Consider the following 16,205-nt stretch of genomic DNA (forward strand, 5'->3'; position numbering starts at 1 on the left):
ATTTTTAAAGGCTGCTCTTTATAGGGTGGCCTTTTTAATGTTTGAATATTTATAGAAATTATAGAAATGCCTAATGGTTTATTAAAATTTTATAGAGAGAATTTCAATTATAGAAATGGAAAAGTGAAAGCGGAATTATTTAATTAATATCAATAAAATAATGGATGTATTAAAATATAAGTCTATTTTTTTGAAAGGATTTTATTTATGTTTTTATTATATTAATTTATTCATATTTTTCATTAAATCTGTAGTGCATTTTTCGTTGTTTGCACGACGTTCTAGCTTTTTTTAGCGATAATAAAAAATATATGCTAAGCATTGTATGTGGTTAAATAGCGTGAGTTTTATTCCAATAATAGTGATTAATAATCCTGTAAACCAGTGTGTTAATGTGGTATATGGAGATTTTGACCATAGAAAATATCAATAATTGATGCCATTGATTTATTCAAAAAAAAATATCGATTAATTTTCCTTGTTTTTGTTAAAAAAAGCATTTTTAACTTAATTTAATAGTTTATTGATTGTTTTCATTCTTGATTATTGAAATATTGATATTTTTTTTAAAAAATCCTTTGTGTTGTTAGGAAAGTTTTACAAATTTGTAGGGTACAAAATTAATTTGATATGAAGAAACTAACAACAGGTCTTCTTGTTTTAGTATTGTCATCTTCTATTGCAGTTGCAAATGCTCAGCAAAAGAAAGATACTATTAAAACAAAAGAGATCGAGGGCGTGGTAGTAACCGCTCTTGGTATTAAAAGAGAAAAAAAATCACTGGGCTATGCTTCAGAAGAGGTAAAAGCAGCCGAATTAGTCGGCGGAACTACCAATACAGGAAACGTGGCATCTCTTCTTTCCGGAAAGGTAGCCGGATTACAGGTAAATACAAACAACAACTTTGGTGGATCTTCAAACCTATTGATCAGAGGGTATAAATCCTTATCAGGAGGTTCTCCCCTTATTGTAATTGATGGATCTCCTGTTAACAACTCATCCTTATCAACAAATGCGCCATTTGATTATGGTAACTTCCTATCAGATATCAATCAGGAAGATATTGAATCCATCAACGTTTTGAAAGGTGCAGCAGCTTCTGCACTTTACGGAGAGAGGGGTAGTGATGGGGTAATTTTGATCGTTACTAAAAATGGTAGAGGTAATAACGATGGCAGCTGGGGGGTTACTTTAACTTCAGGAATTACGGCAGGTTTTGTAGATAAATCTACATTCCCTACATATCAGACAAAATATGGAGCCGGATATGGTGGTGAAGATTGGAACTTTCCATTAAGTAAGGATGGGTATCATTATACCAACTTCCAGGATGATGCTTCTTATGGTCCTAAATTTGATCCTAGTCTTTTGGTATATCAGTGGGATTCATATGATCCTTCTTCTCCGAATTACAAAAAAGCAACACCTTGGGTTGCTGCCAAAAACGGGCCAATCAAATTTTTTGAAACACCAGTCACTTATGTTAATACAGTAACCATTGAGAAAGGAAATAAGACATCAAATCTTTCCTTATCATATTCCAATATGCTTTCTAATGGTTTATTACCGAATTCAGAGTTAAGAAAAAATACGATTTCAGCTAAATTTAATCACGATTTTACGGATAAGTTACACGCTTCAGTTTTTACAACTTTAACGTTGCAGGATACGAAAGGACGTAATGAAACCGGTTATTCTGATAACGTTGTTTCTGGTTTCAGACAATGGTGGCAGACGAACGTTGATGTCTATGCATTAAGAAATGCCTATTTAAATAATGGAAATACGAATTTTTCATGGAACAGAACTTCACCAGATGAAGCAACTCCTCAATTCTGGAATAACCCTTATTTCCAAAGATACCAAAACTATCAGTCTGATAACAGAACGAGAGTATTTAGTTATGCTCAGTTAAAATATGATATTTCTAAAAATTTAGGAATTACAGGTAAATTGTCTTATGATGATTTACAGATGGTTGTAGAAGAAAGATTAATGAATGGATCAATTCCACAAGTATTCGGTGCTTCAGGATTGAATGTTTCTTCAGGATATGCCAGAACCAACATGAAAAACTCTGAATTAAACTTCGATGTATTCTTAAATTATAAATTTAATATTACGGAGGACTTAAGTTTGAGCGGAATTGCAGGTGGAAACGTTAGAAGAAATTTAATCGATAACGTATATATGAGTACTGAAGGCGGGTTATCAAACCTGGATTGTTTGCCATCTCCAATTCAGTAAGAACAATACTTCCTCCTGATGAAAATTATGCAAAATGGCTTACTTCAAGTTATTATGCAACAGCATCATTAGGATATAAAAACTTCTTATTTGTAGATGCTACCTATCGTCGTGACCAGTCTTCAAACTTACCAAAAGGAAATAATAGCTACGGATACCCTTCTATTACTGGAGCCGTGATCTTATCGGAATTTGTGAAGCAGCCATGGTTGAGCTTCTGGAAAGTTAGAGCTAACTACGCAGAAGTTGGATCTTCTACAGGAAATTATAGATTAGTAAATACATTTAAGGCAAGAGGAGAAGGATTATTTGATCAGCCTTACTTCCTTGCTAATCCAAACTTGAAACCTCAAAGATCGAAAGAAACTGAATTTGGTATGGAGGCGCAGTTTTTCAAAAACAGATTAGGATTTGATTTCGCCATCTATAAGACAAAAACATTTGATCAGATTATTAATTTACCGGTTTCACCAGCTACGGGATATAGAACATTCTTGGTAAATGCAGGGCAAATTGACAATAAAGGGGTTGAAGTACAGTTAAATGGTACACCCATTAAAACAGATAACTTTTCTTGGGATATTAATGTAAACTGGTCTAAAAATGAAAATAAGGTAATTGCATTAAATGGGAACTCTCAAAACTATTTATTAGCAAGATATCAGAACAACGTATCTCTTAATGCACGTGTAGGAGAAGCTTTTGGTGCTTTAGTAGGATCAGATTATCAGTATGATGCTAACGGAAATAAGATTGTAGATCCTACATCAGGAAATTATCTTAGAAACAATAACCAAGTGATCGGAAATGTTACTCCGGATTGGGTTGGTGGAGTTAGAAACAGTTTCCGTTATAAAGATTTTTCAGTAAGTTTCCTTATTGATGTGAAGCAAGGTGGTGATGTATTCTCTCCAGATATGGGATATGGATTAGCAACCGGACTTTACGCAGAAACAGCTGATTATAGAGAAAGTGGAGTTGTAAATCCAGGAGTAAATCCAAACGGAGCTCCTAATACAACAGTTGCAGGAGATCCAAATGGTGCTGGTAGTATAGATGGGTACGGTGTTATGCCAAACAAGAGATTTGTATATGATGCTTCTTATGTAAAGTTAAGAGAAGCAAGTATCGGATATAACTTACCAAAGTCAATTTTAGCCAATACAGGTATCAGAGATGCTAAAATTTCTATTGTAGGTAGAAACCTTTGGATTATTCACAAAAATCTACCTTATGCAGATCCTGAAACAGGAACAGGTAATGGTTTAGCAGCGAAAGGCCAGTCGATTGGATCACTGCCTACGACTCGTGATATTGGTATTGATGTAACTTTAAAATTCTAGAAAAATGAAAAAATTATTTTTAATAATAGGTTTGGCTTCATTGGCGTTAACGTTTACCTCTTGCGAAAGAGATATTACGTCACTGAATGATGATCCAAAACACCCAACGGTAGTTCCTTCAGGAGTACTTTTTGCAAGTGCTGAACAAGCTCTTCTTGATCAAATGTTAACTCCTAACGTTAACCGTAATATTACACGTTTCTTCACTCAACAGTGGACAGAAACCACTTATATTGACGAAGCAAGATATGATATGGTACAAAGACCAATTCCTACCAATCATTACAATCGAATGATGGCTTCTTCATCAGCTACGATAAACTCTCCGGGAGTTTTATCTGCATTGAGAGATGCAAGGAAATTTCTAGAATCAGAAGATGTAAGCGCTGCTCAGAAAAAAAATAATATCGCCATGATAGAATTGGTGAATGTGTATACATGGGCTAACTTAGTAGATACATTTGGAGATATTCCTTATTTTGGAGCATTAAAAGCTACAGCAGAGAATCCTGGTGATGCAGAAATCCCTTATGACGATGCTAAAACAATCTATCTGGATCTTATCAAAAGAATTGATGCTGCTATTGCTATGATGGATACTTCAGTGAAAGGATATGATAAAGATCTGATTTACAAAGGAGATATGGCTAAATGGAAAAAAATGGCTAATTCTTTGAAATTTAGAATGGCTGTTACCTTATCTGATGTAGAGCCAGGTTTGGCTAAAACTTATGCAGAAGCAGCTTTTGCTGGAGGGTTATTTGCTGATAAATCTGATAATTTCGGATTACAGACTTTTCCGTCAGGTTTATTATCAAATCCTGTTTATCAGGATGTTATCCAGTCTGGTAGAAATGACTTTTTACCTTCTGATGTTTTAGTGAACTATATGAACTCAACAAGCGATCCAAGAAGAGCTGTTTGGTTTACACTATATGAAGGACAATATGTAGGAGGAAAATATGCTAAAACGAATACTTTTGGTTTATTCTCGCACTTTACAGATGCAATTACCAATGAAAATGCACAAGGTTTCTTATTGGATTATACAGAAATTATGTTCTTAAAGACAGAAGCTGCTGCCAGAAATTTTAACGTTGGAGATACAGCTACTAACTTATATAAGGAGGCAATTAAGGCTTCAGTAACAGAATATGGAATGGATGTTTCTAATGCAGATGCAATTGTTGCAGCAACTCCATATGATGCGACTAACTGGAAAAAGTCTGTAGGATTCCAATCATGGGTAGCAATGTTTAACAAAGGTTTCCAAGCATGGAACTTTGCAAGAAGATTAGATTACCCAGTATTTGTAAATCCATCAAACTCTAGAGTAGAGGCAGTTCCAATCAGAATGAAGTATTCTCAGGATGAATATCTTGTGAATTCTAAAAATGTAAATGCTGCAGCTGCAAAAATCGGAGGAGATAAAGTTTCTACAAAGATCTTCTGGGATAAATTTTAAACTAAATAATTATCCAGATTACTAAAACATTAGTAATCTGGATATAGAAATACTTAAATTATGAAATTTTTTATTGGAATTCTTTTATTAGCCGGAATGGTATCGTGTTCAAGTAATGATGATACTCCTACAGTTGTAGACAATACAAATATAACGGGCACATGGAAACCTGCTAACTATGAATTTAGAGGAAAAACTATTTCTCTTAATGATTGTGAAAGTAGAAGCCAGATATATATTAATACAGATTATTCCGGATCTTATGAAAGAAATGAAGCAGGAGCTGATGATACTTGTAATTTAGTAGATTCTTTTACCGGAAAGTGGGCTTATGATAAGTTATATAATGTTCTGATTCTTACCTATACAGAAGGAGGTGAAACTAAAACTTTGAGAAAAGAAGTGGAATCATATTCTGAAACTGAACTTAGAATTAAGGATAATAATAAGAACTTGGATAATGTGCCAGGAAACGATGCCGGAATTTTGATCTTTAGAAAAGGATAAACATTCTTATCATAAAAAGAACCGCTCAAAGTCGGTTCTTTTATATACTAAACAAAAAAGGAGGTCTTTATGACCTCTTTTTTTATGCAATATTACAATTTACAGACATAGGTAAACAAGCTCCCCATTCTCTGCATTGTTTATATCCATCAGGGCATCTGCCCCAAGGTTCGCAGCATGGAGCATTTCCAGCAGTAATTTTTTTTAACTCAGTTTTCGTGAATTTTTTTAGATTTTTCATAATAAAGTTTGGTTTAATGAGTATAATAAATATATGAAAAACATAGACAAAATTTTGATTTTCAATATAATTTTTCAAAAAATGTTCAAATAATTGAATGTCTGTCCCTGCAGTATAGAGTTGTCTTTTTTATTTCACTAAATTTGTACTTTAAATTTTGAGATGAATATTAAAGATATTATTGAACAAAAACTTTCAGAAGTCATTTTAAATGTATTTCAGTTAAAAGACATTAAGCTGGAAGTTCAGGAAAATAAAACGGAATTTGAAGGTGACTTTACCATTGTTACTTTCCCATTAGTAAAACAATTGAAGAAAAACCCTGAGAGTATCGGGGTAGAATTGGGCGAAGCTTTAACGGAGCAGACAGATATTTTTGAAAGCTTTAATGTGGTAAAAGGATTCCTTAATGTTAAAGTTAAAAATCAATTATTTGTAGATAATTTCAGATCTGTACATGATGGATTTTCAACAATAGATAAGAAAAATGCTACCGTAATGGTGGAGTATTCTTCACCCAATACCAACAAGCCTCTGCATTTAGGGCACATCAGAAATAATCTGTTAGGATTTTCAGTGGCTCAGATCTTAAAAGAGGCTGGATATGATGTGATCAAAACTCAGATCATCAATGACAGAGGAATTCATATCTGTAAGTCTATGTTGGCTTGGGAGAAATTCGGAAACGGAGAAACTCCTGACACAACCCATACAAAGGGAGATAAATTTGTAGGAAACTATTATGTAGAGTTCGACAAGAATTATAAGAGAGAAATTTCTGAATTGGTAAGCCAGGGAGTCGCAGAAGAGCAGGCTAAAAAAGAAGCTCCGGTAATGAAGGAAGCTCAAAAAATGCTTTTGGATTGGGAGAATGGAGATGAAACGGTAAGAAACCTTTGGGCAGAAATGAACTCTTGGGTGTATAAGGGATTCAATGAAACGTATAAGAGATTAGGCGTTGATTTTGACCAGGTTCAGTATGAAAGTAATACTTATATCCTAGGAAAAGACCTTATCCAGACGGGACTAGATAAAGGGGTTCTATACCAAAAAGAAGATGGTTCTGTTTGGTGTGATCTAACAGATGAAGGCCTTGATCAAAAATTATTACTACGTTCTGATGGTACTTCAGTGTACATGACTCAGGATTTAGGAACTGCAGTAGAACGTTTTAAGCAAAATAATATTCAAAAACTTATCTATACGGTAGGGAATGAGCAGGATTATCACTTCCAGGTTTTATTCAAGATTATGAAAAAACTAGGATATGAGTGGGCTGATCAATTATTCCATCTTTCTTATGGAATGGTTGAATTACCGGAAGGAAAAATGAAATCCCGTGAAGGAACTGTAGTAGATGCCGATGACCTGATGCAGGAAATGTATGAAACAGCAAAATCTAAAGCTCAGGAACTAGGAAAGCTTGAAAACCTTTCTGAAGAAGATAAAGAAGTATCTTATGAAACAGTGGGGCTTGGTGCATTGAAATATTTCATGCTAAAAGTAGATCCTAGAAAGAAAATGCTTTTCAATCCGGCTGAAAGTATCGACTTTAACGGAAATACTGGGCCGTTTATTCAGTATACTTATGCTCGTATCCAGTCATTGTTGTCGAAAGCAGAATTTGCTTATCAAGAAACTGCTGATGTAGTGTTGAATCAATTTGAAAAAGAATTGATCATGCAGCTTACCAATTTCAAAACGGTAGTCGCTAAATCTGCAGAGACATTAAGCCCAGCTTTGGTTGCCAACTATGTATATGACCTCGTGAAATCGTATAATTCATTCTATCAGAATAATCCGATCCTGAACCAGGATGATGAAAATATCAAACAATTCCGTTTGAATGTATCCGATCTTACAGCCAAGACGATTAAAAAATCGTTGGAGTTACTGGGAATTGGAACAGTAAACAGAATGTAAAAAGTAAGCCTCCTGAAACTTCAGGAGGCTTTTTTTGTATTTATATGCTAATGATAGTTGCTCAATAATCATTCACTTTTTTCACTATGCATCTGCTTCAAACTATCCGCATAGAGTTTTGCAGGAGTCCATCTTGCATGCTTAGAGAGAATGACTTTGTAACCTTTTTTATAGGTATATACTTTGGTAAATTTAGCACCGAAAAATATGAGCATACAGGAATAGTTGATCCACATCATGATTAAAATTACAGTTCCGGCAGCTCCAAATGCTGAGGTAGGTTTCACCTGATTGAAATAAAGACTCAGTAAAAATTTTCCTAATGTAAATAATGCGGTTGTTAAAAAAGCTCCCCGCCAAACAGATTTCCAGCTGATTTGTACATCCGGAAGAACTTTAAACATAAGGGCGAATAAGAGCATAACCAGTCCAAAGCCAATTGAAAAATTGACGACTTCAACAAGAAGATACGTTTCAAATCCAAAATATTGGGTAATGATTGTATTAAAAAGACTGATTAATGAAGACAAGATCATAGTGATCATGAGCAGAAATCCCAGAATCAAAATCATTCCTAAGGAATTGGCTCTATCCAGTAAAAATTTGAGTAATGCTTTTTTCGGTGCAGATTCTACATCCCAAAGAGAATTTAATGTATGCTGAAGTTGAAAGAATAGAGTAGTAGAACCAAAAACCAATGCTCCCACTCCCACAGCTTTCATAAAAATATTCTTTTTGTCGATTAAGGCTCCGGCAAGCATCCCTTCAATACTTTTAGCGACATCAGATCCCATAATTCCACTGATTTGGGTACTGATCTGCCCTCTGATAGCTTCTTCACCAAAAAAATTACCAAGTACCCAGATAATAATGATCAATAATCCCGGGATGGAAAAGATCGCGTAATAGGCGAGACTCGCTGAATCTTTGGATGCAGAAGAGCTGTTCCATTCCGTAAAGGTGTCTTTTAAGACTTCCCAGAAAAATTTAGCATTATTAATCATATTAAAAAGGATATCCGATGGCAATATTTAATACAAGATTATCTTTCCTCCAGTTGGGATCTCCGAAATTAATTTTATCGAAGGCCCATCTGCTTCCCTTCTCATAGTAAGGTACTCTCAATGGCATAGCTAGATCTAATCTTAAGATCAGGATAGAGAAATCAAGTCTCAGACCAACTCCGGCTCCTACAGCGATTTCATTTAAGAAATCTTTTGTGAATTTAGCGCCAGGTCTGTCTTTATCAGTATTAAGAAGCCAGATATTTCCAGCATCTACAAAGATGGCCGCATTTAAAAATTTATATAGATTGGCGCGGTACTCAGCATTTAATTCCAGTTTAATATCTCCCGATTGGTCAAAATAAGCTCCTTGTTGTATAGTTCTTGGATCAAAACTTCCCGGGCCTAATGTTCTCGCTCGGAATGCTCTGATACTGTTACTACCTCCTGAGAAAAACTGCTTGGAAAAAGGAACAAACTCTGAATTTCCGTATGGATAAGCAATTCCAGCAATAATTCTTGTTGCTAATGATGATTTTTCCGTGAATTTATGATAGAATCTGAAGTCATTTTCGATCTTAGCATATTGGCTGAAAGGAATTCCAAAAATCTTTTTCTCTTTATCTTCTTTTACATTCGCACCAGTTACCAGTCCTGTAATATTTCCGGCCAGATCAAGCGTACCTTTGTAATAGAAGGTATTCTTTCTGGGCAGCATAGTGTTGGTATAGGTATATGAATAAGTAGGCCCAAAAATAAGCTGTTTTTCCACAATTCGCTTCATTGCCGGATTACTCGCTGCAATGGCCTCATATTCAGCGGTAATCTTTTGTGGAGATACAAGGGTAATATCAATTATTTTAAGGTCATGCTCCTTTCTTGCATTTTCTTTCCATACATATCCGAATGAACCTGTAAAATTATTAAGGGTATAATATTTTGTTCTGTTTTGGAACTCATATCCTAACGTTATATTTGTTCTTGGAACAAATTCACTGGAAGAGTGAAAACGGAATGGTGCCACAATTCTCGGAATCGAAAGCTGAACATTCGCTCCTCCACGGAAAATATTATTGGCATCCTGAGCTCCTCCCATTTGAAAATCAAAAGCACCAAAGATAGCCGCTTTGAATTGTTCTGCTCCTTTGAAGAAGTTTCTATGCGTCCAGTTTAAGTTAAGTTCACTACCTGCATAATTGGCCGAGTTGGTTCTTCCCAATGCTTCAAGGCGTAAAGACTGAATTTGCCTTGGCGTTAATAAATAATAAGCATCAAATTTATGATTCAAAGAATCAGAAGTAATAAACTCATTTTTTACAAACTTAAATACCCCTAAACTAATGAGTCGGTTGAGGGTAAGATTATGGTTAGAACGGTTGTAAAGATCTCCCTTTTTAAAGTATAAGGCTCTGTCGAAAATTTTCGGTTTGAATTTATGTTGCGGATCAATGACGTAGATATCATCGAAAGCATATTTACTTAAGGAATCTTGGTTCATCGGAACACTGTATTTTCCTTCTTTTACATCCTGAATATTGTAATTCGGGAATACAATCACTTTATCAATACTGAATTGCTGAGTCGATAGAGCAGGCGTGTTATCCTTCAATTTTACATTCAGTTCTACCTTATGGTTTTTGTTGACGGTGCTGTCTGCCTGTACAATGATATTATCCGGATGGAAATAATAAAACCCTCTTTCCTTTAATCTGTTATCAATTCTTTCTCTTTCTGCTTTGATCACATCCAGATCAAACGGTCTCCCATTCTTAAGAAGTGTTCTGCCAGCGACATTTTGAATTTCCTGATTGATAAGAGTAGAATCTTTTTGGAATTTAACTCCATCTACCAAATACCTGGCTCCAGGCTTTAAGGTATAGATTACTTTTGCTCTTTTATTTTTCGATACGGTATCATAAGTGGCTTTGGCATTAAAATAACCTTTGTTCTCAGAATAGTTTTCAATAATATCTTTATTGAATTCGCGGTCTACATCTCCCAATAAGACTGGTTTTTCACCCATCTTATACTTAAGCCAGTAATTAAACCCTTTGTCTTTTTTAGGCTCTTTGGCAATATTGTAGAAATAAAGCTTAGGACGCATTCCTAAAAATGTAGAATTCGGTTTGGGAGTAAGGTTGGCTTCCAGAGCTGCTTGAAGATCCTTTTTATCTTTTTTGGAAATAGTGTCGTTTTCAATTTTTACTTCTGCTCCAGTGTAGAGCAACTGGTTTTCTTTCAAAAACCTGGTATTGCTACAGGAAACTACCGCCGAAGCAAATCCGGAAATCAACAGATATTTACAATATGTATGAAATGTATTACTCATTATTTAAATTCTACCACTTGATTGTTTTGATTCTTTTTAGGCTTTTTTTCTTTAGATTTTTGGAAAATCTCCCGAAATTTATCATAATCCAAGGTGATGATAAATCCAACTCCGGTTTCTATGATCTGCCCTTGTAGAGCTACTTGATATTCATCTTTACGATAAGCACGCAACATATATCTTCCATCTTTGGAAAGACTGTAATCTACAGAAACATTTCCTGCAATATTCGTCATATTTTCATTCTGGCGGGCTTGTCCTTCCAATCCGAAATTACTTCCAACTGTTACTTTCAGCCTGTCATTCAATAATTTTTTACTGATATCTACATTCAGGTCGGTTCTTGTATTTTTTTGTCCTGTGGAATAATCTTCTGAAGAATCAAGTCCAAAGTTAAGATCTACTCCTTTGATCAATCCGGAAGCCAGATTATTTAATTGCTGAGAAAGTATTTTACTCACACTTTGTCTTGCCATTGTTTCAGCAGACATTCCTGCACCGCTTTCAAAAGGATTCTCACCAATAAAACGGTTCAAAAGTAACAGGGCAAATACCTGTTTATTCAGTTCAGACTCTTGGGTTCTGAGCTGAGAAAGTTTTTGATCAATAACATCTTTTACATTAGACGATACAGCATTGTTTTTTTCATCTGTTGTAATATCAAAGCTAAGTTGTGGCTTTAGCAGCTCGCCTTTCATTTTTAGCAATGTGTTGAAAGGGATTCTCTGTTTGTATTGATTCATTATTGATGCACTTTGGCCACTGATCTGTTGTTCTACAAGATCAATTGGAGGAGCTTCAGTTTTATAGACTGCCGTAATATTCATAATGGCCATTGTCGGTTCGCCTGTCCAGGTGATAGTACTCCCTTTCTGAATATCAAACTTACGTTTTAGGAAACTTACTGAAAGGTCATAGCTTCCTTTGTCTACCTCATAAACTCCTACCAGGGTAGTTTTTCCTGAAGGATCAATTCCTCCGGTTAATTCTGCCTCTCCCTGAAGCTGTACAAAGTCTCCATTCGCTTTATCAATAATGATGGATAGTTTTGCTTCTTTGCTTACTTCAATATTTACACTGACATCCATTCCTTTAATGCGGCTTGAAGCATTAAGAGAATCTGTTTTGATGGTTTTATTTAAAACGACCTGATCCTGATCTACAAATTCTACAATTCCATCTCTTTCCTGTAATGAAGGATTAGATTGCGGAAGCACAAATGTGAAATCTGTATTGTCTGCAACACTCAGTCTACCTTCTACTTTTGGAAGATCAAGGTTTCCACGAATACGAAGCCCGGCATCAATAGCCAGTACTCCATACAGCATAGCATCATTTGATTTCTGAGAATTGACGACTTTGAAATCTTTGGCATTGACATTAAGATTAAAAGCGAAATCTCTATAAGTCTGTGTAAGAACCTGCCCATCTACAACCAAAGCATTTCCATCCTTATCTTTGATTTTAAATTTATTAAATTCAATTCCGCGGTTGGTAAAATTGATCTCATCATTCAATTTTCTGAAATCACTTCCTATTTTGGCAATCTCCAGCCCTGCATCATTGAATTTTACCTTTCCTAAAATATTAGGTTTATCTGTAGTTCCTGTTATTGTGAGGTTTCCGGAGAGATACCCTTCCGTATTGGTAATGGCATTCATAGAAAAACCTTGAATACTCTTCATCTGAAGCTGATTGATGGCCATATTCAGATCAAAAGAACTTGAAGCCGTGTTGTAATCTCCAAGAATTCTCACATCATTATTGTTTCCGGAAAGAGCAATGTCAGCATTTAAAAGTTTCGGTGAAGAATTGTTCACTTTTACTGCTAAATTTCCAACAGGGCTTCCATAGACAATAAGATTGGAAACATTCAAATCAGAGGTGAATGTCATATCTTTCATTACATTTCTGAGCTGAGCTGTTCCGTTAATTGTTCCTCTTGCCAGAACTGTGTCTTTTTTAATCAGTTCTGTAATGGTTTCGATTTTAAAATCCTTCAGGGCGATGTTCAAAGGGCTACTTGGGCTTTCACTTTCCGACTGAATGGAAATTTCGCTTCCGCCATTACTTAATCTGAAATTGTCTGCTAAAATTCCTTTTTTACTGATCTGAATTTTATTGTTTTCAGCAACATTCCAATCGGCATAATTTAGTTTCAGTCCATTGGGATTCAAAGAAACCTCTGTGATGTCATTCAATGATTTGGCGTTTCCTGCAATCAGAAATTGAGTGACATCCTTATCATCTTTTGTTGTGACATTGTAATTAATTGTATTATCAGCAATATCTCCGTCAATATTAATTTTTTTCAACGAAAAGCTTGAACTTTTTAACGCTGCCACATTCAAGTTATACTGTAATGCCTGATTTTCATTAGTGACTTTTAATGTCCCTTTTTCAATGGTGTTTTCACCATATAATAATTGAGGAATCTGACCGTCGATTTCAATTTTTTGTGAATCAGCATCATAGTTTCCTGCCAGATTAATGGTTTCAAAATCTTTTAAGTCTGGAACGAATTTCCTGATCAGATCATCATTCTTAATCTTTGCAACAAAGGTAAAATGCTGTCCCGGATCAATCTTTTGCGTTTTATCCGGTTTCTGGAATTGATAATACTGATTAATGGTTTGCGTTAAAGCACCAAAAATCTGGGTAAGTTTATATTTACCTTTCAATTCAACATCTGCAATTTGAGAATTGAAAACAATCTGTGTAGAATCTGTGGTAGATGAAGCCTTAAGAAGAACCTCCTGTACCGGATAGACCTCTTTGGTATCTGAAAAAGCAAAATCTTTAAGGTTTAAATAACCATTCAGATTATTGGGGTCAAGATTTGTAAAGTTACCATCTATTTTTCCGGCAAGAATCATCGGCTTTTCATAGAAACCAAGCTTGTTGACATCCAATTTGATCACTTCTCCATTCACTTTGATGGTTGGATTTTTTTCGTCATAAACTCCGGAAGCCATAAGCTGTAAATCAGCATTTGGATCTTTTGAATTTAAAATAACATCGTAAGCTCCTTTGTTGATCTTACCGGTTAAATTCATATTTTGATAACGATAGCCTTTGTAAGTCGCAGAAGCAACATGTCCCTTTAAGTTGGCATTAGCATTTTTGAAATCAAAACTTTCTCCTTTGGCAGAAATCTGAGCTGTGATGGAACCTATATCTTTATTCTGGATGATTTTTCCAACCTGTATTCCCTGAAGATTGGCTTTTACATCATATAATTCGTGATTTTTTCTACGCATATCCACATTGGCAACAACAGCTGCATTTCCAAGAGTAGAGTAGAGGTTGAGGTCTGTATTGACCATCTTTGTTGTTCCCTTTGCATTTCCTTTGATGCTAAAGCTCGAAGGAAGAGAAATATTAGATGGAATGGTGTTTTTCGGAACAAGGTTGAAAATCGTTTGAGCATGGGAAGAAAATTCTTCAATCCTTAGATCGTAGTATAACTGACTAGGATTCATTGCATTTTTAATTCTTCCGGACGCAGCCACTCTCAATTGATCCAATCCTGTAACCTTAAGATCCTGGATTAAAAGATCATTTACGCTTCCTTTCACATTCGCATTAACGTTTAGGATAGCATTGGGATACTTATTGAATGGAACTGTATTTTTTAAAGTAGGAACCAAATTTAAAATATCAGAAAACCCGATTTTTGAATCCTTAATATTGGCTGAAATTTTTACAGCACCTAAATTGGATGTCAGCTGATCGATGGAGTTATAGTTTAAAATAACCTCATCACGTAATACCGTTTTGGGAGTTTGTAGATATAAATCTTTCAGATAAGCTTCTTTTTCTGCATATACAAAATCTGTATTGAATTTCTGAATATCCAATCCTCTTGCTTCCTGAATTTCTGCAGAATTAACTGTCCCCGCGAAAGTATTGTTCTCCATTTTGAAACTTCTTACTTCCACATTCATTTTTGAAAAATTCAGATGGTTGAAGTCTATTCCCTGCTGAGTAGGAGCAATCGCAGTGTTATTATAGGTTGCTTTTACATCATTTAGAACCAGCTTTCCTAGAAGGAGATTCATCGCTTTATCCTGATCTGATACTTTGGATGGTTCTGGCTCTTTTTTGTTTTTTGGATTGGCATTTTGTGCAGGGAGATAAAGGTTGGCGTTGATATCCGCTCCGGAAAGAAATACGTTGCCAACGTTGAAGGCATTATTTTCCAGATCAAGTTTGTTAACCTTTGTGCTTAATTCCTTGAATATAACCTTTGCGTAAGTTTTGGTATTTTCATCACCGTAGTCAATATCAAAATGGGTCAGTTTGATTCCTCTCAGCCCAATGTTCATAGGCTTCTTCTCATTGAGAGAATCCACTTTTTTCTCTACTTTTTTGGAAACTTCTTCTACAATGCCTTGCTTTAGTTTTAATTTTAATCCATCAAGATTAATATCGTTAACAGCGTAGGTATTTTTATTGAGGTCGAATTTTTTTACTCTGGTATCAAAAGATTTGAAATAAAGATTAATATCATTCTTTGATTGTTGGTCATTGAAAGTGACTCCAACATCTTTCAGATTAATTTTATCAAGAGAAATAATAAAAGGTTTGGAAGTACTTTCTTCCTTATCATTGGTGGCAAAGGCATCAATAATATAATCAAAATTGAATTTGCCATCCGGTTTTCTTACGACATTGGCGCGCGCTCCTTCCAAATCTAGAGAGGTAATATCTGCAGTAGAGTTGATGAGTTTCAGCATATGTAAGCCGACATCCAGTTTTTTTACGGCCAACAGAGTGTCCACATCCTGTCCTTTGAGGTAAAGGTTTTCCATGACAAGACTGTTGGGAAATCCGATATAGACCCTTTCCAGGCTTACTTTGGTTTTAATTTTTTTCTCCAGATAAACAATCAGTCTGTCTTTAATAAAGTTCTGAACGGCTGGAAGTCTTAGGCTTAGGATCAACAGGGTAAGAAAAACCAATATTGAAATAAAGGTTATTGCAATACGCCTTAATAGTTTGGTTGTGTTGATTTTCAGTTTCAAAAGTGAGAAGGTTTCTAACAAAGATAATAATACTATTTTATACAGTCTTTGTTGTGGTATCCCTTATGAATGCAAAAATCCTGCCTTGGCTGCCTTATTATGGAATTTTTAGTTGTGTA

The 16,205-nt window shown here is 35.1% G+C and carries 9 protein-coding genes; 5 read left to right on the forward strand and 4 right to left on the reverse strand.

From position 1 onward, the window contains the following. Positions 1-630: 630 nt before the first annotated feature. The 4 genes from QWZ06_RS03335 to QWZ06_RS03350 are packed head-to-tail and all read left to right on the forward strand — an operon-like array spanning position 631 to position 5,562. Positions 631-2,247, forward strand: a complete 1,617-nt coding sequence (locus QWZ06_RS03335; RefSeq protein WP_290295701.1) for a TonB-dependent receptor plug domain-containing protein — start codon at positions 631-633, stop codon at positions 2,245-2,247. After that, positions 2,223-3,590, forward strand: coding sequence for a SusC/RagA family TonB-linked outer membrane protein (locus tag QWZ06_RS03340; RefSeq protein WP_290295703.1), 1,368 nt, complete (start codon positions 2,223-2,225; stop codon positions 3,588-3,590). The genes QWZ06_RS03335 and QWZ06_RS03340 overlap by 25 nt, the downstream gene beginning before the upstream one ends. A gap of 4 nt (positions 3,591-3,594) precedes the next feature. After that, positions 3,595-5,055 (forward strand): SusD/RagB family nutrient-binding outer membrane lipoprotein, encoded by a 1,461-nt coding sequence (locus tag QWZ06_RS03345; protein ID WP_290295704.1) that lies wholly within the window; start codon positions 3,595-3,597, stop codon positions 5,053-5,055. A gap of 60 nt (positions 5,056-5,115) precedes the next feature. Further along, complete coding sequence (locus QWZ06_RS03350; protein ID WP_290295705.1) at positions 5,116-5,562, forward strand: lipocalin-like domain-containing protein; 447 nt, start codon at positions 5,116-5,118, stop codon at positions 5,560-5,562. 82 nt (positions 5,563-5,644) lie between these two features. Here the strand turns inward: QWZ06_RS03350 and QWZ06_RS03355 are convergent, their stop codons facing one another. Continuing rightward, complete coding sequence (locus QWZ06_RS03355; RefSeq protein ID WP_160136098.1) at positions 5,645-5,803, reverse strand: bacteriocin-like protein; 159 nt, start codon at positions 5,801-5,803, stop codon at positions 5,645-5,647. Between the two features lie 162 nt (positions 5,804-5,965). On the opposite strand from QWZ06_RS03355, the gene argS reads away from it, so the two are divergent. After that, a complete protein-coding gene (gene argS, locus QWZ06_RS03360) occupies positions 5,966-7,726 on the forward strand; it encodes an arginine--tRNA ligase (RefSeq protein WP_290295706.1) in 1,761 nt (586 codons plus the stop codon). Between the two features lie 68 nt (positions 7,727-7,794). Here argS and QWZ06_RS03365 read toward each other — a convergent pair whose 3' ends face one another. From QWZ06_RS03365 to QWZ06_RS03375, 3 genes are read right to left on the reverse strand one after another with little or no spacing between them, the layout of a single operon-like run. Beyond that, entirely contained in the window at positions 7,795-8,730 is a 936-nt protein-coding gene (locus tag QWZ06_RS03365; protein WP_290295707.1) for a YihY/virulence factor BrkB family protein, read from the reverse strand. A 1-nt stretch (position 8,731) separates the two neighbouring features. Continuing rightward, positions 8,732-11,059 (reverse strand): translocation and assembly module lipoprotein TamL, encoded by a 2,328-nt coding sequence (gene tamL, locus QWZ06_RS03370; protein WP_290295708.1) that lies wholly within the window; start codon positions 11,057-11,059, stop codon positions 8,732-8,734. Further along, positions 11,059-16,086: a translocation/assembly module TamB domain-containing protein gene (locus QWZ06_RS03375; protein WP_290295709.1), complete on the reverse strand. Its 5,028-nt coding sequence runs from the start codon at positions 16,084-16,086 to the stop codon at positions 11,059-11,061. The genes tamL and QWZ06_RS03375 overlap by 1 nt, the downstream gene beginning before the upstream one ends. Positions 16,087-16,205 lie beyond the last annotated feature (119 nt).

It is taken from the genome of Chryseobacterium tructae (genome assembly GCF_030409875.1).
GTDB classification, from domain to species: Bacteria; Bacteroidota; Bacteroidia; order Flavobacteriales; family Weeksellaceae; genus Chryseobacterium; species Chryseobacterium tructae.